Annotated in this window: 15 protein-coding genes; 1 reads left to right on the plus strand and 14 read right to left on the minus strand. The window is 32.2% G+C overall.

Annotated features, from left to right (window positions below):
• From HHX25_RS17825 to guaA, 14 genes are all read right to left on the minus strand, one after another.
• Nucleotides 1–194, minus strand: a 194-nt coding sequence (locus tag HHX25_RS17825) for a hypothetical protein (protein ID WP_169676306.1), incomplete at its 3' end; no start/stop codon positions are given.
• 54 nt (nt 195–248) lie between these two features.
• Complete coding sequence (lepB, locus tag HHX25_RS17830) at nt 249–1,436, minus strand: signal peptidase I (RefSeq protein ID WP_317169109.1); 1,188 nt, start codon at nt 1,434–1,436, stop codon at nt 249–251.
• Between the two features lie 31 nt (nt 1,437–1,467).
• On the minus strand, nt 1,468–3,780 hold the full coding sequence (locus HHX25_RS17835) for a hypothetical protein (RefSeq protein ID WP_169676310.1): 2,313 nt from the start codon (nt 3,778–3,780) through the stop codon (nt 1,468–1,470).
• 125 nt (nt 3,781–3,905) lie between these two features.
• Complete coding sequence (locus HHX25_RS17840; RefSeq protein ID WP_169676312.1) at nt 3,906–5,000, minus strand: DUF4221 family protein; 1,095 nt, start codon at nt 4,998–5,000, stop codon at nt 3,906–3,908.
• A gap of 295 nt (nt 5,001–5,295) precedes the next feature.
• The gene (locus HHX25_RS17845; protein WP_169676314.1) at nt 5,296–5,496 is read right to left on the minus strand and encodes a helix-turn-helix domain-containing protein; all 201 of its coding nucleotides are present in this window, start codon (nt 5,494–5,496) and stop codon (nt 5,296–5,298) included.
• Between the two features lie 2 nt (nt 5,497–5,498).
• Complete coding sequence (locus HHX25_RS17850; protein ID WP_169676316.1) at nt 5,499–7,016, minus strand: TolC family protein; 1,518 nt, start codon at nt 7,014–7,016, stop codon at nt 5,499–5,501.
• A complete protein-coding gene (locus tag HHX25_RS17855) occupies nt 7,013–10,096 on the minus strand; it encodes an efflux RND transporter permease subunit (protein ID WP_169676318.1) in 3,084 nt (1,027 codons plus the stop codon). The genes HHX25_RS17850 and HHX25_RS17855 overlap by 4 nt, the downstream gene beginning before the upstream one ends.
• Before the next feature lie 18 nt (nt 10,097–10,114).
• The gene (locus HHX25_RS17860) at nt 10,115–11,212 is read right to left on the minus strand and encodes an efflux RND transporter periplasmic adaptor subunit (RefSeq protein WP_169676320.1); all 1,098 of its coding nucleotides are present in this window, start codon (nt 11,210–11,212) and stop codon (nt 10,115–10,117) included.
• Nucleotides 11,213–11,225: 13 nt separating this feature from the next.
• Nucleotides 11,226–13,124 carry an O-antigen ligase family protein gene (locus HHX25_RS17865; protein ID WP_169676322.1) on the minus strand — a complete coding sequence of 633 codons (1,899 nt, stop codon included), beginning with the start codon at nt 13,122–13,124 and terminating at the stop codon, nt 11,226–11,228.
• 33 nt (nt 13,125–13,157) lie between these two features.
• On the minus strand, nt 13,158–16,187 hold the full coding sequence (locus tag HHX25_RS17870; protein ID WP_169676324.1) for a hypothetical protein: 3,030 nt from the start codon (nt 16,185–16,187) through the stop codon (nt 13,158–13,160).
• A 224-nt stretch (nt 16,188–16,411) separates the two neighbouring features.
• Nucleotides 16,412–16,633 (minus strand): DUF3820 family protein, encoded by a 222-nt coding sequence (locus HHX25_RS17875; RefSeq protein ID WP_169676326.1) that lies wholly within the window; start codon nt 16,631–16,633, stop codon nt 16,412–16,414.
• 2 nt (nt 16,634–16,635) lie between these two features.
• On the minus strand, nt 16,636–17,175 hold the full coding sequence (locus HHX25_RS17880) for a DUF922 domain-containing protein (RefSeq protein WP_169676328.1): 540 nt from the start codon (nt 17,173–17,175) through the stop codon (nt 16,636–16,638).
• Between the two features lie 199 nt (nt 17,176–17,374).
• A complete protein-coding gene (locus HHX25_RS17885) occupies nt 17,375–19,306 on the minus strand; it encodes a PBP1 and LysM peptidoglycan-binding domain-containing protein (RefSeq protein ID WP_169676330.1) in 1,932 nt (643 codons plus the stop codon).
• Between the two features lie 286 nt (nt 19,307–19,592).
• Nucleotides 19,593–21,128, minus strand: coding sequence for a glutamine-hydrolyzing GMP synthase (gene guaA / locus HHX25_RS17890; RefSeq protein WP_169676332.1), 1,536 nt, complete (start codon nt 21,126–21,128; stop codon nt 19,593–19,595).
• A 218-nt stretch (nt 21,129–21,346) separates the two neighbouring features.
• Between guaA and HHX25_RS17895 the strand changes: the two genes are divergently transcribed.
• Nucleotides 21,347–23,197 carry a tetratricopeptide repeat protein gene (locus HHX25_RS17895; RefSeq protein WP_169676334.1) on the plus strand — a complete coding sequence of 617 codons (1,851 nt, stop codon included), beginning with the start codon at nt 21,347–21,349 and terminating at the stop codon, nt 23,195–23,197.
• Nucleotides 23,198–23,234 lie beyond the last annotated feature (37 nt).

Consider the following 23,234-nt stretch of genomic DNA (forward strand, 5'->3'; position numbering starts at 1 on the left):
CCTTCCAGTTTTGAGGTCACTTCCTGCTCGATAACTTTGGCAGAAGCATCTCTCCAACTGTAATTTACATGTATTGACGGCAAGGTTTTAGTTGGAGCCAATTGTACACTAATTAGGGGAATAAGACAGGCTCCAACAATGGATAGACATATGAACGCAATAAGCGTAGAGAATGTAGAAAGCTTAAAGTTCATATAACCATTTGTATAAAATTATTATTTACTATGCTTTTTATAACGTTAATTTAATCAATTGACACTTTTAAATAAACGGTCCCACCTAAACCTGTCTTGATAATTTGAAAATAAAACACATTGTACCTTGCCTATAATATTTGACTCTGGTACAAAACCCCACCTGCGGGAATCTTCGCTACTTTTTCTGTTGTCTCCCATCATAAAATAATAATCCTGGTTAAAGGTATAACTCGTTGATTTTTTATTATTTATATAATACACCCCGTTAATCTCCTTAATTTTGGAATTTTCGGAACTATTTATTGCCCGTTCGTATAATGAAAACGTTTCTGGACTTAATTCTATTTTCATCCCTTTTTCGGGTACAACAAAAGGCCCCATATTATCAAATGTCCATTTTTTATCAGGTAATTTTGCAAATAGTTTTTTTTTAATATTAAAGGTGTCAATTTGTATTTCAACTGAGTCTATATAATTCTTTTTGACAAGATGTTCCAGATCCATTTTTGATAAATTAGCTTCTCCTCTTCCTTTTTTTAGTTTAAAATTCTTAATGGTTAAAGAATCCATTACTTTATACAATGCATTTTTATTTTTAATTGTGAATTCATAATTATTCTTAATACTGTTAGACTCCTTAGCTAACATCCTATTTGTATAAATTTCTGCTTCTCTTATTCTAAACGTATCTCCAGGTAAGGCCATACAGCGTTTAACTAAAATATATTCTTTTCGCCATGTAGAATTAAAAACACAAATATCATTTTGTTTAATCGTTGTTATACCTGAAAATCTTTTGTATGACCACCAATAATCATTTAAGCGCTTTTTCGCATTATTATTAAAGTAAAAAATAATATTCAATAAAGGAATATCAAAAGGAGAACGAGGCAATCTAGGCCCATATTTTAGTTTGTTTACAATAATGACATCATTAGTATAAAGAGCGTCTTTCATCGAGTCGCTTGGAATCTTATAAATACCAAGCACTAAAAGTTTAATACCAACAACTATTGAAAGCAAAAATAATATCTGAAATGATTTTTTGAGAATTTTTCTTAATCCCTTGTTTTTAATCAAAGCTATTATAATATGCGAAAGTAAATTGTATAATAATAAAAATAGAATTACACTTATACTTATCCATATTAACTTGAAAACCATAAATAAGAGCAGCAGCAGTATAATTAAAAATATTTTAACATGCTTCTTTGTTTTATTCCCTATTATCCCACTCATTTTTATCTCTATTTTTTACAAGGGTTGTGATCTATTTCCTTTTTCCAACAAAAAACTCAAAAGATCCTGTTCCCAAAAGACCTTCGGCACTTAGTCCCACTCCCTCAACAATACCGATGAATTTCGTATTTATATCGGAGCAATAAAAAATGATATCCGCCTCACCCTTTTCATTGGTTATAATGTCCGGTTTCCATAACAAGGTATTTCTATAATCTGGGAAACCATTGATTTGATCTTCCTTATCATAAACGGGTTCATAAAACTCCCGTTTTCCATAAAAGCCCTTTAGCATTTTTAAATTGAATTTTTTTAACAAATAGGACTCTGTTAACTCAGGATATTGGTATTTCAAATAACCAGATCCAGTAATAGTATATGCATTTCTTTTATCATTCCACTTAAAACCTTCCATGTAATAATACACTTTTCCTTCTATAGGTTTTTTACTTTTATCATTCGAGTGGGCTTGACAATTTAATGTTCCACAAGGTATTCCAACATAATCGCTATTCATTTCTAATTTAGCCAAACTGTCCAGTCTTCCTAAATACTTGTCCCTGAATACCTGTTTTTTATTTGTAGATAAAACAATCTCTTCCAGCTGGTTAAGTTCGTTTGATACGATAAAAGGCTCTGTTTCTTGTTCTCGGGCTTTATCTTTTAACTTTGATAGCGGATAACTTATGGGTGCTTTTTTTCTATTCGAACTTATAATATCGAACGAGGGATCCTTGATATCAATAACATATTTAGGCTTTTCTGGGGTCATGGGTTTTACGTATACATAGCCTTTTTCGCCCATTTTTAGATGTTTGTGGTTTATAATGAAAAAGCCTTTGGGATCTGTCATCATAATGTCCTTGTCCCTTAAAGAGTCCGAGGCAAATACCATTACAACTTGCTGTCCAGATATTTTGGGCCTTTTAGTCTTTTTTTCCAAGTGAATCACACCCGTAATGGAATCGGAAAGTAAGGGCTTAATTTGCTTGCTGCCCTCTTTTAAACTAGGTTCGCCCCTTATGTACCGTCTCCATCCCTGAGTGAGCAATAGCAGGTTCAAAGCGTCCTCCCTATTTTTGTTCGCTTCATTAAAGTAATATGTGGGGTTGTTAATATTTCCTTTTAGCTGGGCGGACAGATAATAGTGCGTCATTATATTCTTTGGATCCAGCTCGTTTTGGTATAGTTTATCGAAAACACCCAGCCCCAAATGGGCAATTACGGGCTTGTTGTTCTGGTCGGTTACTCTTAGTTTTAAAACGGCCTTGTCCCTGGCCTGGTATTCGCTTTTGTCCAATACTGCCCTAATGGTTAATTTCCTATGGGAATTCACATACATTAAACGTTCGGCCTGTGGTTTTATATTTTCATCAAAAAGTGTTACCCTGGCTATACCGCTCGGGATATCCTTTAGTGGAATTTTAATGATAAGATCTCTCTTTAATCTCCCAATGGCGACATTGTAAATAACCCCTCTGGTCTCTACTTTTAAATATATGGTTTCCTCTTTTAAATTGGCTGTTTGGCTGACCTTGAATACCGCCTGGTCTTTTGTCTTTTTTAACAACCGTAGTGTTTTTCCGCCAGGTAGAACCTGAGGCAAATCATAGGTCTTGTTACTTAGGGGATCGGTAAGCTGGATATGGTATCTGCTAAGCGAATTTGGGAGAAACAGAAAACTTCCCATACCATCGTGAGCGCTTTTAAACTTGACCAGGGGTACGTTATTCTCGTACAATACTCCCGAAACATCCACTGGCACCCCTTTTGAGTTCTCTGCTTTAAAGGCCAGTCTGCTTTGGATGCCAGAAACCAAATCTCCTCCTTCTGGAAATGTATTAAAGTTTAAGGTACTGTCATTTTTTACAGGCTCCCGTTTTTGTTTATGCTTTATGTTTTTAAGAATTTCCAATTTGCGTACCCCGTGGAACACATTTGTGCCTTCATAGAGTGAATGTGTACTGTATGCTGCCAGAGTATAGGAACCTGCTCTTAAGGAATCGTTTAGATACAGGTGGCCGTCTACAAAGCCTGCTTCTATCTCATATTTTTCTTCCCAAACAGACTTATCGGTCTTATCTTCTATTAATTGGACAAACAATGTCTTGCTCATTAAGGACGGAACGAGCAACTGTGAGTCCAAAACATAGCCCTTAAACCATACTGCTTCCTCGGTTTCATAGATTCCCTTGCTCGTTTGCAGATAGACTATTTCTTTCTGATGGTTAGCAGCATATTGTTCCAGATTTGACAGTACATGATCTGAAACACCAGTATCGTCTTGAGCATTGGCTTTAACCGAAAATAATACAAGTAGAAAATAAATGTAATTAGCCTTCATTTAGTATATATTATAAATTTTAGGTTTCGGATAAAGTAATTTATTAAACGTCTTATTTTGATACAAATACTTATCTAAATCAATCACTTATGCTTAGGTTTATATAATAATATTTTAAATATCTTCTACAGGATCGTATATTTATAAAAAGTCCTACATTCATCTAAATCTTCCAAACAACCATACTCCAAGTGAGGCTTTTTATTTAAATACAAATAGCCATCATCCAAAAATGAATTATAACCACTAATCTTAGATGAAACCTCATATTCCTTTAGTAAGTTTAATTCCTTATCGAAAACCAATAAAGATAAATCTAAAAAGTTGATTAAATATTTCTCTTCTTTGTCTATATGTTTGGGTAAGTGTTGGGCTAATCTATAGAAAACTTCATTATTCTCATCGTAGTGTATATAAGAATAAAAACCATTGGATAGATAATTATAATGCGCTTTATAGGAATTATTTGACTCTCCGCTTTTTAATGGTAGTGGATTAATTTTTGAACTCTTCGCAAATACTTTTTTAACAAGTTTCCCATCTAAATTATATACATATAAATAATCGGAACTACCAAAACTTACTATTATCCTCTTATCTAACAAAATAAATTTTGGTATTAAATATTCCCTCTTCCAAACTTTGTCTTTAAATTCATCTGGGTATTTAATTATTTTCTCTTGTTTTCCTGTAATTAAATCAATTTTTAAAAAAGCGTATGCATTATTAACCCCTGATGGCTTATCAAATCTAACAAAATCAACGCCTGGCAAATAAAAAACATAGTTTCTGAGAGCTGGTTTAAAATAAGAATGAAGATTAACTGAAAAATTTCCTCCTTGTATTTTAAATTTTTTATTAATTTCAAGTTTATTATTAAATAAATAAAACTCCTTTTCATGTCCATTAAAAACAAAAATGGAGTCTTCTGACACATAATGGAACCCATTGGCATTACCTATTCCATGTGGTCCATCTTCTTCAAATTTCAAGATGTCCCAATCATCGTTTTTTAGGTTATATTTTGATATTCTTTCAATTGGAAAATCTGAATTTAAAAAAAATGGTTCCTCCACTTTAGTCTTTGAAAAATTCCAATAAATATCTGATATATAAACGCCCTCTGGCACTTTAAACACTAGAGAATCTTTTAATTCTATGTCAATATTATTTCCTAAACGAGAAACATTAACATTTTTTTTACATGAAAAATTCAACATTAGTAAACATATTAATAACTGAAAAATGCGCATCATAGAAAATTTAGATTCTTTTATATTAAATTACTATTTAAGATTTAAATTGTTAAAATCCTATATTCACTTCGACTAAGCTCAGTGACCACTTAGGGATAAAATTTTCCCTCTGGGTATTTATTTGGGGTATTTCATAGGCTCATTTTTAATTAAACAATATTTTTAATATTAAATGCTCAGAGGTCTTTTTACATAAATTCATAAGTTTCATACTATATTACAAATCACATACATGACAGGGACAGATTTTGTCACTTTGCTATTCTTTTAAAATATATTTTTTTCCCTTTCTGCAATACTTAATAACATAGCCTTCGTCTCGTAAATTCGACAACATACGTTTTACTGTTCTTATGCTACAATTATAATCGTTCGCTACCTTTTTTAATGAAAAAAGTCTTTCTTGCTCTATTAGATATAATAGATGGTTTTCTTTTTGCTTTTTTTCTGTGTAGGTCATGATTAATCTTTTAATATGGTTTCAAAATCTTGTACTAAATGAGTGCCATCAATAAAATTATAAAGCGTTAATTGCTGCACTTTATAATACAATGTCCAATAATCCTGCAATGTCCGTATATAGTTTTCATTAGCAAGCTGCCATGCTTTTCTAGAAGATGTTAGGTTTAAATAGTCTACACGTCCCGATAAAAAACGTTTTTCTGTTAAATTGTACGACTCTTTTGAGATCTCACGGGTTTTTAAAGCTCCGAACACCAGCTCTTTTTGAAGGTTAAAATCTAAAACCTTTAATGTAATGTCCTGTTTGTAAGTGTCTTCATTTTGTTGTAATTCGATATCGATAACATCCTTATTCATCCTTGCGGTTTTTATTTTGCCTTTCCTTTCTCCCCAATCCAATATAGGTACATTAAGCTGTATGGCTACCATCTGTTGATCTAAAAACCTCCCATAGGCATCTACAAAGGTATTGGCTTGTTGATTTAAACCGTAACTGGCCGTTAAAGACAAGTCGAACCTATTATCTTTTATGGCCCGATCTAAGTCTCTTAAAGCTTCTACTTTTCTTATTTTTAAATCGAGTATATCTGGATTGTTTTGATAGGCAAATGCTATAGCTTTATTCAAATCTATGGTTAAATCAGATATCAGTTCTGGTAATTCGGGAATGGACTGCTGCGGTAATTCATCCCTTAAAAATAATTGCAGTTCGGCTTCTGTCTTTTGTAAGGCTTGCATGTTTTGTGTTAGATTGGTATTTGCATTATATACATCTAATTCTAGGTTTAAAAGATCATCACGTTCAATAGCAATTAAATCGTAACGTTTTTTACCAATATTGAACAGTTTTTCGGCCGAAGCCTTATTTTCCCTTGCGATTTCTACTTTTTTACTTGCCAAAGCCCATTTAAAAAACAAATCGACCGATTTTAGATTAATAGTTTGCAATGCATACAAAAAATCCTGTTTTGCTTTCTGAAATTCCAAGGGCGCCGTTTTTTGCTGCCATTTAAAAGTATTAAATGCCATGATAGGCTGCGACAGACCAATTCTAACCGGCGTTGCGCTGTAGGTTTCTATTTCTAAGTCCCCAAAATTTTCAAGCCTGTTAAAACTGGAATTAACAAACAACCGTGTTCCTGTGGCCCTAATATTTTGACTTATAGAAAGGTTTCCAAAACTATTGATGGTTTGCTGCTGTCTAAATACATCTATGTTTTGTTCGGAGTCGTAGCGCTCTATTAAAGCCCTGTTAAAAGTAAATGGTCGTGCTTCGAAATTTATTTTTGGGAGTAAACTGGATTTAAACGATCTAAACTGCCAGTAATTAACACCATATTTTCGTTTGGCCTTAAAAACATCTAGAGACTTTTTACTGGCAAGTTTCAGCACATCATCAAGGGTTATATTTCGCTGTATACTTCCAGACGACACGTTACTTTGTTGTGCGGTAGCTTTGGTACAGTTTAACACCACACCTATTACAATACATATTAGTTTTATCTGAATATATCTCATTTTATTTTCTTGGTAAATTGGTAATAACAAAGGGGTATAAAATAGAGACTAACCAAGGTTCCCAAAAGCATCCCTCCTATTAATGCTACTGCCAGAGGCGCCTGTAATTCTGCTCCAAGACCACTTGAAAACAGCAACGGGACTAAGGCTAGAATGGTTGTCAAGCTGGTCATAAGTATCGGTTTTAAACGCCGTTGCCCTGCAATTAATAAGGCTTTTATTAAAGAATATCCCTGACGTTGCAGTTGAATAATAGTATCTATCTTTAAAATGGAATCGTTTATTATAATGCCTCCCATAACCACAATGCCTATCATGGACATTAAATTAATACTCATACCAAAAAGCTTTAAAAACAAAAAAGCACCCGCCAAATCTATAGGGACTTCCAACAAAATAATAAGAGGCAACAAGAAAGACTCAAACTGAGAAGCCAAAATAAAATAGAGCAACACCAAAGAAATCAACAGCACAATTTTTAATTCGCCCATGAGTTCTTGATTAGAAAAAAAGCTTCCTGAAAAATTAACATCATACCATTTATTATTGCTTATCACTTGCTTTATATCGGTTATGGTACTCTCCATATCGCCTTCCTCAATATTAAACACCAAAGGATAGTATGCGCCCTCTTTCCCACCAGTAATACTCTTTAAATCTTCGGCCTTTACAACTTTAACGAAATCCTTGACCTGAAAAGTGGTATTCTCATTAGATTTCACTGTTGTTTTTGTAAGTATGTCATTTATATCTCCTGCATGAGCCCCTAAAACTATTGGAACAAAGTTTTGGTTATCGGCAATAGATAAAATATCCCGTTCATTAAAAGCACTTTTAAGTGTACTAAACAAATGGTTAGGCGTTATATTATATGTGATCAGTTTTTCTTGATCTGCAACGAGCGTCAGATGTTCCTGCCAGGCTATGGGCTTTAACGCAACATCCTTTAAGTTTTTCTGTATTTGATACCAGACATGTTTTAATTGGGTATTTTGATTGCTTCCCAAGTTTTCAACATGTCGTAACCTCGCAACTAATGGGGTTTCATTATTCGAAAAAATTAGGCTAAAAATGTTATCCACTTCTTTGTACTTGTAAATAATTCCAGCATATTTATTTGCTAAAAAATCATTTAATTGTGATTTTACATTTGATAAGGTTTTTTCACTTTTAGTTTGTAAATAGATAGTCGTTTCTGATGTTTTTGCTTCTGTATCTTTATCCAATAAAAACTGTTGCGTGCCAACTAAAGCCGTTTGGTTTATTAAGTTTTCCTGTATTGGTTTGAGTAGTTCTAATACACGACGTTTATTTTCTTCAACGTTTATTTGTTCATTCCAATCTATTTTTAACAAAGTTTCTGTGCTTGTTAAGGCTGGCATTTGCGACTTTGGTAAAACACTAAATAGGCCTATGGCAATAATTAAAAGCAAGACACTAATGCCCCAGGATACCCTTTGTTTTTTCATGACCCATTTAAAACCTTTTTCGTAAATAGCTGCGTAATCCAAAGTATTGGTTTTAGCCAAAAAATTACTTATCCAACTAATACGGGAATTATCTTTTAAGTGAAATAAGCGATATAGGACAGGTAATAATGTAATAGAAACCAATAACGAAACAAACAAACCGATACTAATTGCCATGGCCTGATCGTAAAATAAAGCCCCACTTATGCCACTTAAAAAAACCAAGGGCAAAAACACTGCACATGTTGTTAAAGCCGAGCTTAACAAGGGTTTTAAAACTTCGTTAGTTCCCAATACACAAGCTTTTGAAAGCTTATACCCTCTTTGTCTGTATTGTGTGATATTATCGATAACAATAATGGAGTTATCTATCATAAGTCCGATACCCAAAACCAATCCAGATAATGAAATAATGTTTATTGAAATATGTAGCAGGTGAAAAAACAGTAAACAAACGACTAGAGAAGTCGGGATAGTTATTCCTATCAATAAAGGTGATTTTACATTCTTCAAAAATAAAAACATAACCACAAAAGCAAGTAGCATACCCCATAACAAGCTCTGAAATAAATTAGAGATAGCATAATCCAATAATTTAGTTTGGTCTCTAGTTATTGAAAAATTAATATGAGAATAATCGTTTCTAAGGTTATGTAGCAAATTATTTAAGGCCTTTTTTAAATCACCCATTCTGGCATCACTTTGTTTTATAATAGCCATGGTGACCGCTTCATCATTATCAGAAAGTACCAAACCTGTTCTGTTCTGGGGATGTTCGACAACTTCTGCTAGCTCTTTTAACTGAAAAATACGGTGATTTTTATTTATGTAGATCGCTTCAATATCCTTTATATTATTAAGTGAAGTCCCTAAGCGCACATCATATTGATATTGGTTGTCTTTAATCAATAAGCTTCCAATATCTAAGTCGTTATTCTTTATGGCCAATTCCAAATCATTTAACCCTATACCAAGGGCATCTAATTTATTTTGGTCGGGTATAATCAAAATCTCTGAAGCCACCAAACCACTTACATCTACCATGGCCACTTCACTAACCTGTTCAATACGCCTACGAATTACTTGATCTGTAAAACGATTAAAATCAACAAATTCTTGAGATACGGGATAAAGCCTCTTGTTTTGAGATATAGGCTTTTTATGGGTTTTATCTATTTCTTTAAGCGTCATGCTTAAATAAAATACAGGAATATCTGTGGCACTGGCTTTTATAACTTTAGGTCGCTTAATAGTTTTGGGCAAACTTCCAATAATACGATCAATCTTCTCATTCACTTCAATAAAGGCATAATCTATATTACTGCCATGCGTAAAACTCAATCTAATAACTCCCGACTCGTTACTGGATTCACTTTTAATATCCTTTAAATGGCTCACTTGCAGTAAACGAGAACGTAACGGTTTTAAAACGGCGTCTTCCAATTGTCTTGCAGACATATTATCGGCCTGTACTTGCACGGTAATTTCTGGAATATCAATATCGGGCATTAATGACACAGGAATAAAACCAAAAGCATACACTCCTAAAATAAGAACACCCAATGTGGTCATTAAAACGGCTATGGGTTTATGTATTAAAAATTTCACCATGTTACATGAGTATAACCGTTAATTTTCGGGCTTTATTGATATCTCACTATCATGAGCCAAATTCAAATTATCTGAAACAATAATAGTATCCCCGGGTTTTAAAGATGCACTGCTTTTATCTGGGTCTGGAACAACCACATATTCCTTACTATTCTCAAGTGTTGTTTTTATATAATTCCAATAAGCTTTGCCTTGATTTACTTTAAACAAAACTTCTTGGTTATCTCTCAGCACTACAGCAGATTTAGGTACTATAAACTGATCGGGGATATCTTTTTTAATAAACACTTTTACATTCATCCCTTCTAATAAATCACCATCGTTTTTAACCTGTGCCCTTATTAAAATAGTACCGTCTTCTTCTACCTGGGGGTTTATGTTAGCAATATAACCTTCATAACTTCTATTAATAGCAAAAGGCTCTATGGTTATTTTATCCTTGGTCTTTATATCTTTTAATTCGGATTCTATGACGTAAAACTCTACTTCAAAAATAGCATCGTTAATAAGCGTTATAAATGCTTTTCCAGAGTTTACCTGTTCGTATTGTTTACTATTTATATTGGCTATTTTTCCACTAAAAGGGGCTACTAGCCTAGTAGACTTTAAATCGAAACGCGCATTTTCTAGCTGGTGCAGGGCATTTTTATAGCCCGATTTAATAGCCATCATATCGTATTCCTTTTGGGCAAGGCTATCTTTAGCATTAGCGCTAAAACCACGACGCACTTGTAAATCGTTAAACTCTAAAGTGGCTTCTTTTAAATCTATTTCGGCTTTATTTACTTTTTGTCTATATGTAAAGGCATCTAAGGTTGCTAATAATTGCCCTTTTTTTACATAGTCACCATTCTTTACATAGATCTTATGTAGTTTTTCACTAACATTAAATTTAAGTTCGCTTTTTTCTAAAGCTACGAGGCGTCCATTACTAACCAATTCTTTTTTAAAGGTATCTTTCTTCAATATGATGATATTCACCTCATTTTTGTTTGGGAGGTATTCCTTTTTGTTTATAACCTCACCCTCTTTATTTTGTTTTTCTTTATTACAATTAGACAAAGTAATAATGCTAATTATTAAAAAAATCCATTTTACTATTTTTTGGTACCTCATAGTTGTTTTTTAATTATAGCCCTTTTATTATATTTTTCATTTCTTCTTTCATTTCTTTTATAGCAGTAGACGGTATTTTTACCTCTTTATTCAAAATAATTTTTGCCATCGTAATCGCTTTCTCTTTTTCTCCGCTCGATTCATATAATTTTGCCAATAAATAAAGTGGGTAGAACCTGGCAGGAATCATATCAGCAGCATGTTTATAAGCTTTTTCTGATTTTTTATATTGTTCTAAACTTTTATACGCATCCCCTAAAGCTGTCTCAATAATAGTTGTGTTGAGGTGTTTTTTAGCCTCTTTTAAAACTTGAACCGCTTTTTTATCCTGTTTATAAATAGATAAAGCTTTACCATAATTCATTAAAAATTCACCATTATTTTTAAATTTCGGGTAAGCTGTCTCGTATACTTTTAGAGCACCCTCATAATCTCCATACTGGTAACTATTTAAGGCCAATTCCCACGATTTAAAACTTTTATCTAAACTATTTATGTACTTAATACTTATTGTTATAACTATTAAGATTCCTGCGGTCAAAAAAGTTTTTAACGCAAGTAGCCTACTTTTTTTTTGTACCTGTAAAATATTTACTTTATGGCTATCAAGTGTTGCCATAATAGCTAATAAAATAACCAGAATAAGCTTGGTTGGTAAGATTTCCATAGGGTATGAAAAGCATGAAAATACACCAATTGCAAGCAAGCCTATTTTTATAATAAAACTTAAATTTTTATATTTTTTTATTGAAGCTATTTTAAATATAAAATACAGAGTAACAATCAGTAATACAAAACCTACAACGCCGTTCTCAACTATAAATTGTACAAACTCATTAAAGGCATAATAGCTATTGTCGGCAACCAAAGCATCTTGGGTTTCCTCACGTTCGACAAAATGGTTGGCTTGATAATTCATGTAATGTGCCTTGAAACGGTCGAAACCAACTCCAAAAGCAGGCTTATCTTCTATAATTTCTGTTGATACTTTCCAAATAAACAAACGCCCATCAGAAGACCCTTTTTTAAAATGGTAAATACCGAATAAACTTACACTTATAATTATTAAAGTACAAATAACTATAATCGTCTTTTTAATAATATTCAACTTAAGGAACAATCTTTTTATAATACCGTACTTTAATTCCAATAAAACCATACTACTCAATAATACCGCTAACCAGGATGCTCTGGATTGCGCAGCAGGTAACACTAGAACTATACTTATAATCCCTGATAATGGAACATATTCAAAAACATATTTGGTTATGTAATTAAAAAGAAAATGTTCCCCCTCTGTATTATTTGTAATATACTCGACTATGCTTTCCTTGAATAGATAAACACCTAAGGCTATTGGAAAAACAGCAGCAAGAAACCCAGCATAAGGTCCTGGATTAAAAAAACTTCCTGTTAATTTAAACCCCGAATGATTGGACGGGCAATACCCCAATAATTGTAAATTGCCATATACAGCTTGAATAATTCCTGAGATAATAACCAGCAACAATAGCCAATAGATATTTTTTTTATTAAAACTTCTAATTAAAATATATAGCACACTTAAACCTAACAACTCCATATAACGAATAGAAAAACCATAGGTTGTTTGCAGTAAGTATCTATTTATTGTTATGTAAACAACCAGTATAAATAAAGCCATATCTAATTTAGATAATGATATATTAGATTGCTTAGAAGTAATAAGTGATGCAGCAGAAAGACCTAAAAGCACTATACAGGCATAGGAAAAAACAATAAATTTACTTGTTACGGTCGGTTGCGGGTAACCATTAATATCAATATGAGGCAAAACAACTATGACTAGACATACCAAAAATGTAAGTAAAAATGAATAGCTCTTATTATTTCTAATAAAAATAGTATAAAAATAAGAATACATTCTGCTCATTAATATTCGATTAATTCGTAAAAAAAGTTATAGTCAATTCGCTATTTTCCATGATTCATTAAAATATCCTTGTCCAAGAACTCTATTATTATAAGCAACATCCTCAACTTCATAATCATAATAACCATCTACTGCCATATTTCCTTTTCGCTTATATACACAATGGTTGTTATTACCACCCAATAAAACGATATACTTATCGGGGTTTAATGGGTTTGGATACACTATGCAATAGCCTAGTTTATTTCCTTTATAACTTTGGCTATCTAACTTTAATCCATTTGTATTAATCTTTAGAGGTAACTCCTTGTATATTTTTTTGAACCATAAATTGGTATGCTGATTGCCTATTATTATTAAATTACTATGAACTAAATCTGCTTTGTCAACATCTTTATCATACTTCACTGGTGGATAAGCATAATACGCCTTATGCCAAGAATCTATGAATGAATTTGCTATTGAGTCATTATAAACTTTATCCAATCGGCTTCCTAAACTACCCTTTACAACTATAAAATGACCACCAAATACATCTACAAGTGGTCCCTCTGTAAATTCGTTTTTGGATAGTCCTACTTCCTTGCTATTTTTATTAAAATTAAATGTGATCGCTTTGTCATAGGGATAACTATATGTATAATTCTCATTATTTATATGTATTAACAAATCATTTTTACTTTCTATAGGCACCTGATTAGGATGTATAATCAGTTTTTTTGCATTTTTAACAACCACATTTATTTTGTTTCCAGTTACGCTAGCTTTAACATTTGCTTTTTCACCAGATTTCATTGGAAATAATTGCAACCAATACGCTTTATTGTATCGATGACGGTATGTAGAAAAATCTACCTCTTTCTTTGCTTTTTGGGCTTTGCCATTAAAAAAATCAAACATTTTATTATGGTAAAATAACTCAGGGTTTCCTTTATTAAATGTTTTAGCTAATTTTTCAAATTGCACACCAGCTTCCAATTGGTTAGCTTCATCTATAAAGTGTGCCATATATTTAATATCTGTATGGAAATTGTATTCGTTATGAAAGGCATAAATAGGGTTATTCTTTAAATTCTCCATTATGGCATATGGTCCATCTGTTTGAGAATAGCTATTAGTGGGCGTACTAACTGTCCCGCCTCCTATGCTTAATGCAGCAATTTTATCTGGATAGCGTTCGGTTAAACAAAGGCTTAAACCAGTAGCACCACATTTTGAATACAAATAAATACGACTTGTATCTATGGGATGGTTTTTTGAAACCTCCTCTATTAAGGAAAAGAAATCCGATTCAGCTATTGGTGAAATTAGCGAATTTGTATGTGTTCTTAAACCTGGAGCAGCAACATAACAATTATACCTTTCTGCTAATATTTTATAAAATTCTATATTGGTATTATTAGCAACTCTGGTACTTTTTAAATAATTCAAATGATTTGCCTCTGTTACTGGCATTACAACTACTAAAGGTTTTTTTATAGGCTTTTTTTCTTCAATCGGTTTATGGAAAGTATAATATTGAGGTACACTATCAACTTTTGAAACAAAAGAATTTATTATAATTTCTTCACTTCTAAAAGGCTTCTTTAGCTTGGTTAGATCATATAATTCTCTGTACAACAAAATTTTACTTTTTTCAAAGTTTACAGACCAGTTACTTTGATTAGTCGATATAGCCATATAATTAGGTCGCTCTTTATCAAATTCAAAAAAAACAGGTGTATTTTCCAAACTAGGTCTCCAAAATTCTTTTAAGTTCCCATCTGACATAATTTTAGATACTGCACTATCACTTACACGTACAGGCCTAATCTCAGAATGTGTATTGTCTTGTTTGTAAAATCTAATTTCTGATATCGGGCGGTTTTGTTTTTGGGACAAAGAAAACTTTATCTTTTTTGGAGCTTTTAAATTGACCCATCTAGAAGGAAAATTCAAAAAATTAAAAATTGTATCCGCGGTATTTGCTTTACTAAACTGCTCTAATATTATTCCATTTCTTTTATAAAAATGGTCATTTATTAGACTATCTCTCTTAATTAAAGCTTTTAGTGTATTTTTTAATTTAAAAGATTGGCATGTATCAATAATCTTTTGGGCTGCTGATACTTTTTTAGATAATTCATTATCTATATCTCCATAAAAAAAAGATTGATGAAACAAATTTGAATCTGAAATTAAATCGGCTTCATATAGCCCAATCTTAAAATCATTAGGTAATTTAATTTCTGATACTCCTTGTTTATCCTCTTTTGTATAAACTAACTTCTCATTTATATCATAAATATTTACCTTGTTTATTAATCGAGATTTATGGAATATATCCTTCAATTCCAAAGGAAAAAATTTAGGCAAAACACAAGATTTGAAGTAATTGGTTTGATTTTTAAGATAAAAACTATAATACCTATCTAAGGACGCCAAATTACAGGAAAAACGCCATTCTTGTTGTTTCCCCACCTTGGTTGGTTTAATACATACATTACCTAATTTGATGAGCAAAAAATTGTTTCCTTTTTTCAAATGTCCAAAAACTCTAGTTTTTGGACCTGAATAGTTTCTTGTATCTGCAAACTCATGAATTACCTTCCCATTAAGGGAAATGATGCAGCTATCATCGCTCCCAAAGAGGATGCATACATCTTTTTCCTTATCACTAAAAATGTTACAGGATAAGTAAATGACACTTGTCTTTTCTATATCGAAGTAATTCTTAAAATTGATATACCCTTGACTTTGAGAATATTTAGAATTCGTGAATTCATTTACGTAAAAAAGGGTATCTGAGTAATTATTTTTTTCTACTGAATTCAATATTTTGGGAGTAACTCTTGATGCATTAATTGCATTATAATGTTGTAGAACAGGATAATTTATTAAATCCTTAGCCTGAAACAAGCTATCCGCATAAAAAGGCCCCGTAATTTTCCAGTTTTCTAAAAAGATATCATTATTACCTTCCTTGTTAGCAATAAAATTTGTTTCAGATTTTGAAATGTAGTTGCACGAACCAAATAATGGCAAAACCACAATTAATAAAATTAAAACTTTATGCTTTATCACAGTGTATTTTGGTTCAGAAAATAAACAAAAACTCATTCTTGATAAAGGTATTTTCTTACCACCACACCAGTGGTTCCATATTGTTCAAAAGCGTAGACAAATTGTTCTAATGATAAGAAAATTGCATACACGTTTTAAGTTATAACAATTTTAGCATAATCAGCTTAAATTGTAACTAAATTATAAGAAAATGAATATCGATTTTTTAAGCTAAACCTTAATTACTAAGACAACTCCCTAATATTCCGAATCATCCCTTCCAACCCATTTATTTTTATTTCATAAACCTGAGCTAGCATGTCTCCTAATTTTCCTTTTGGAAAGCCTTTATTGTGATACCATGTGAGGTAATATTCTGGTAAATCGATTAAATAGCGGTCTTTATATTTACCAAATGGCATTTTGGTATGGGCTAAATCTATAAGAAATTGTTTATCTGGAAGCATATTTAATCTACCGATTTGTATTTGGAAAGTTTCTTAAGCTCATTCGCTATATATATGTCCCATTTAGCTTGCGCTTCAACATTTCTGGAATAATTAGTTTCAGAGTCATATCTGCTTTGCATCTGCGAAAGTTCTTTATTAATGATATTATGAAGTGTTTTTAATTCATTCCGAACACTATTGGATACCTTAACCTGACTGATTCGCTGCCTAAATTTACGGGCATGCAACTCGGTGATATCAAAATGTAACTGCTCATGACCTAAAACATGAATATCGGCCTGTTCTTTTTTATACCATGATTTTTCTGGGTAAAAATGTGCATACACTTCCGAGGTAAAGCTTACTACGCAATTATCTGAAGTTCTTACCGAAAAACCAAATGTAATGCCCGATGCTGTAATAGCAACAGCACTTGTGCTTTTATCAGGCGTATCTTTAAAATCACTCCAGGAAAGTTTATAAGATGCGTTCCAGGACATAGCGGGTTCGTCTTGTTGAACACAAAGAAAACAGGAAAGAACAAGGAAAGCTTTAATCATAGCGTTTAGTAAAGTTTAACTAGTTAAAAAGATATTCTTTTCAAGCAACTAACAGATTGCCACGTCGCTCAAATAGCTCCTCGCAATGATAATAAATACATCATTACAGGTTGCCACAGTCGTTTGTCTTCGACTAACGCTCAGACTGACACCTCTTTGCAATGAACTAATCTGATATGAAAACGTAGCCTATCTATATTTATTTTACCTCAACAATGGCTAAATCATCATACTTTACCAAATACACTGTATTGTTATAATAACCACCAAAAAGTTTCTTTTTGTAAGCAAATTTATTTTCTACATACTCAGTAAGTGGTGCTTTATTAACAGATGTGTATAGGTTTTCTGAGGACACTAAACGTAATATTACGTCCATCGTTAAATCAAAACCTTTAACGGCTCTGTTATTGGGCGTAACATTATAAATTCGACTGTATTCTTTTACAAAAGCATTGTCATCGTTTTCATTATATGATCTTGACATGGTAGCAAAGTGAAATTGTAATTCTGATAAATGGGTGTTATCTACCTCATCATCTTTAAAAGCATTATTAACATTAGTGGTTACCAATACAATCTCAATCCCTTGTTTTCTTTCTTGTATATTTTCTTCTTGAATTAAAGCAGCCAAAATACTGGTTACATTCGAAACGAATCCAGCATCCTGAGTTTCTAAAAACACAATGTTTTTCCCTACTTTTAATACTCCTTGGATATCTCCTTTACTCACAAAGTATTTATCTTCTCCTTTTTTATCCTTTCTGGAAAGAATTTGCTTGGCACGATTAAACTCGCGCTTAATATCATCTGAAACTTCTTTGTTTTTAGTATCTGAAATAACCACAATATTACTGGTTAAAGTATCTGATTTTACGAAATTTACAATCTTCTTCTTCAACAGATCATTTGAAGGTCTGGATTGAAATACATTATCGTATAATTTTAAATTTGTTCCAATTGGAGATATAATAGGGGTATTATATTTTCTTAATTCTGAAGCCGCTGCTTCAAAATTGCTAGGTGTTAACGGACCAATAACAGCATCAACATTTTCAAAGTCGTTGTCATCAATAATACGTTTTACTTCTCCCAATTCATATTTAGTATCATATACGTCTACTTTAAGAGAAACTCCTAGTTTTTTTAAGGAATCTAAAGCCATGAGGACACCTGAATGAAAATCTAACGATGCATCTAGATAAGGATCTTTAGTAATACTTTTTTTGATATCCGATTCAGAATCAAAATCCACTCGATTAAGTCTAAAAGGCAACATAATGGCAATATGCTTTGTATTAAAATCGGTAATACTATCTGCCAAATTAACTCTATTATCTAACTCCACGATACCATCAGATAAATTGGAATAAGGTATCTTTAAAATCATACCTGCTTTTAACCCTCCTAGTTTTAAGACTGGATTTAAAGCTTCTAATTCTGCTTGTTCTAGACCTAATTTAAGTTTGAGTCTGTAAAACCCTTCTTTTGGCAGTACTTTATAATAACTATACTGTTCGTCTACTTCCTTTTCTTCATCATTACCGATGTTGGGTACGTTTAAAATCTGACCTTCTTGCAAAACCGCTCCTATATCTGGATTAAGCTCTTCAAGTTCTTTTACTGTGATTCCAAATTTATATGCAATACGCCATTTACCTTCCTTAGGGAGTACTGTATACTTTTTAGTAAGTTCATTCACTTCTTCAACCTCAATGACTTTAAATATCGGTATTTGAAGTTTATCCCCTTTTCGCAAGGGCTCAGCATATAAAAACTTATTGTGCTTTTTAATTTCCTCTATAGAGACATTATACTTTTGCGATAAATTATAAAGTGTTTCTCTTTTTTTAGTTCTATGCTTTTTAAAACCGTCTAATTCTCTAACCGTTACTACTTTAGGAATATTTGATTCTTTCGCCTTAGGAATAATTAAAACAGAATTAACTCTTAATTCCTTTTTAGCATCAGGGTTTAGACTATAGATATCTGAAGGTGTTACAAAATATTTTTTTGCAATACTTTCAATAGTTTCTCCTTGCTTAACTTTATGAGTACTATAATTTTGAGCTTGAGCAGTACTAAAACTAAATAATAGTACCAAGCATAAAACGAAAAAGAATTTATTCATGTAATCTGTTTTTAAATTGCGCTAAAGGGGCTATTCCCGCGATTTTACTCAAGATAAGCGACCCTTTCTTTTTAATAATACATATAATATGCCAAAAAATGAAAGAAGAAAAGGCTTAACCTGATCATATTTTTGAATTCACCTAAGTATATACGCTTATTTATAATAATTAAGATGATTTCAAAAAATAAATATAGTTTATAAATACTATAACGTCCAACTTAATCATAGTATTTTGACTCATTTATTCTATACTAAATATTGACATAAACAACCTAAGTATGTATTACTCCCACTCTATAGTGGCTGGTGGCTTCGAGCTAATATCATAAACTACTCTATTAACGCCTTTTACCTTGTTTATTATATCGTTTGATGTTTTTTGTAAAAATTCGTAAGGTAAATTTACCCAATCTGCCGTCATACCATCTGTACTTTCTACAGCTCTAAGCGCCACACACTTTTCATATGTACGCTCATCTCCCATTACTCCAACACTATTAACGGGAAGTAGCATAGCACCTGCTTGCCAAACTTTATCATACAGCCCCCATTCCTTTAAACCGTTTATAAAAATAGCATCAACTTCTTGTAAAATTCTTACTTTCTCTGCTGTGATATCTCCTAAAATACGAATTCCCAGACCTGGACCAGGAAATGGGTGACGCCCCAATAATTCTGGATCAATTCCCAGAGTGGCTCCTACCCTCCTAACCTCATCTTTAAAAATAGCTCTTAACGGCTCTACTATTTTAAGTTTCATAAAGTCTGGCAAACCGCCAACATTATGATGGCTTTTTATAGTTGCCGAAGGTCCCCCTGTAGCAGAAACACTTTCTATAACATCTGGGTAAATAGTCCCTTGTGCCAGCCATTTAACATCTTCAAGTTTATGAGCTTCATCATCAAAAACCTCAATGAATGCATTTCCTATGGCTTTACGTTTTTTCTCTGGGTCTTCAATGCCAGCCAAGGCATCTAAAAAACGTTGTGAAGCGTCAACACCTTTCACATTAAGCCCCATACCCTTGTATTGATTTAAAACACTTTGGAATTCATTCTTACGAAGCAAACCATTGTTAACAAATATGCAATACAAATTCTCTCCAATAGCTTTGTTAAGCAAAACTGCCGCTACTGTAGAATCTACACCACCTGAAAGACCAAGAACCACCTTATCGTTACCTACTTTTTCCTGAATGGCTTCAACTGTTTCCTCTACAAAAGAATCTGGAGTCCAATCTTGATGAAGCCCTGAAATATTCACCAAAAAGTTTTCTAATATTTGCTTCCCATCTGTTGAATGATATACTTCTGGATGAAATTGAATCGCATAGGTTAGCTCTCCCTCAATTTTATATGCAGCATTTTTAACATCATGCGTACTTGCTATTAAAACACTCCCTGTTGGCAACTCCTTAATCGTATCACTATGGCTCATCCAAACCTGACTTCCCTGACCAACATTTTCAAAAAATGGCTCGTCATCTTTTATAAACGATAAATTAGCTCGACCATATTCTCTGGTATTTGAAGGTGCTACTTCGCCTCCTGAGAAATGCGCTAAATACTGTGCGCCATAGCATACTCCTAAAAGCGGTTTTTTTGCACGTATTTGAGATAAATCTGGATGTAAAGCTTCTTCGCCCCTAACAGAATAAGGACTACCAGAAAGTATCACGGCTTTATAGTCTTCTAAATTTGCTGGAATTTTATTAAATGGATGTATTTCGGAGTATATGTTGAGTTCCCTAACTCGACGGGCAATAAGCTGTGTGTATTGCGATCCGAAGTCTAAAATTAGTACCTTATCATGTTGCATGCGCAAAAGTAATAATTGATTTTAGAATGACGAATTAGGAACCATAGTTTTTTAAACAAATTGTTGTGAATAACTGTATGAAGATTTCAAATCTTTCTTTTATTTTTTGTAATAAAAACACTTCATTTAATAACAAGGAGACTCAATCACCAGTATTTATTTGAATTTCAGATATTTAATATATATTTTTATCCAAACAACACAATCTGACCTAACAAATGAAACGCCTCTCACTTTACCTGTACCTTGTACTTATTCCCTGTTTTTTATCCTCTCAGAACGATAAGAAAATTGATAGTCTTTTAAAGACTCTTAATAACCTACCTGATGGTATTGAAAAAGTAAATACCATAAGTGCACTTTATAATGCTTATCTATATAAAGATATTAATGTGGCTAAAAAGTATGCTAATGATGAATTAGCCTTATCAAAAAGAATAAATTTTGAAAAAGGAACAGCTACTAGTTTATATCATCTGGGTGTTTATTATAATAATATTGATGAAGTAGATTCTTCCAAAGCTTACTATACTAAATCCTTAAAAATATTTGAAAAAATAAATGACAATGCAGCAAAAGCAAATGTAAATCACGGTTTTGCAATTTTAGAATATTCACAGGGAAACTTTAAACAAGCTCTTGAAATACTTAAAGAAAATATAGCTCTTTACTCTAAAACACCTGTAGACTCATCGGGATTAGCTGTCACCTATGTATTACGCTCTGGTATTTATAGACAACAAGGTAAATACAATATAGCTTTAAAAGAATCGCTTTCTGCTGTAAGAATATATGAAGGTTTAGATGAGGCCATAAGAAAAGCTGATGCTTTAGGGGCTCTTGCAGCTATTGAATTTAATCTGGAAAACTTTTCTGAAAGTATAAAATATAACCGTCGGGCTCTTGATATTTACCAAGAACATAACGATCAAATGTACTCTGCACAAGCCATGAACGATATTGGGAATACTTATTATTATCTTGAACAATATGATGATGCTTTAAAGTATCTTGAAATGAGTTTATCCCTATCAAAAAAAGTAAACTCAAAAGATCTGACAGCCACTGCATTGGGAAATATGGGAAAGGTATATACCAAACTAGATAAACCAGAGCAGGCGATATTCAACTTCAATAATAGTATAGATTTAACTAAAAAAAGTGGCAATCAATATAAAACGATCGAGAGTCTTAATGATTTGGGAATCGTATATAATAAAATAAACAAACCCAAAAAGGCCATTCCATTATTTGATGAAGCCATAACATTAGGAAAAAACATTGAGGCAAATCAAAATTTGAGAATCAGTCATTTTAATAAATCTAAATCGTACTCTAAACTTAATAAATATAAACTAGCATTTGATGAATACAAAAAATTCGCTGCAGTTAGTGATTCTATTTTTAATACATCTAAATCTAAACAAATTGAAGAATTACGAACTATTTACGAAACCGAAAAAAAAGAGCAGCAAATTTTACTTCAACAAAATGAAATCAGTCTTTTAAAACAAAAAGGTGAAATTAATAATCTTTACAAAATTCTATTTGGGATTGGTTTCCTATTATCGTTAATCGGGTTTTATGCTGTTCGGCAAAAACTAAAACATAGCAGAGTTGAAAAAGAGAAATTAGATCTTGAATTAGACTTTAAAAAGAAAGAATTAACCACCCACGCTTTACACCTTGCCAAAAAGAATGAAGTCTTAGAAGGCTTAAAACAACAGGCCAAATCGTTTAAAGCTTCGGAAAGTGGACTAAAAGGTTACAATCAATTAATTAGAACCATAAATTTTGATTTGAAAGATGATAATAACTGGGAAAATTTTAGCAGATATTTTCAAGAGGTACATAAAGATTTTAATGCTACTGTAAAGCAAAAATTCCCTGAGCTTACGCCAAATGAACTCCGCTTAATGTCTTTATTGAAAATGAATTTATCCTCTAAAGAAATTGCCAATATTCTTAATATTTCCCAAGAAGGCATTAAAAAAGCACGTTACAGACTTAGAAAAAAATTAAATATTTCCACGGAAGAATCTTTGCATGATTTGATCTTAAAGATTTAGTTAATAACAGTTTACGGCAACAAATTTCTTTAAAATT

It is taken from the genome of Flavivirga algicola, assembly GCF_012910715.1.
Lineage (GTDB): Bacteria > Bacteroidota > Bacteroidia > Flavobacteriales > Flavobacteriaceae > Flavivirga > Flavivirga algicola.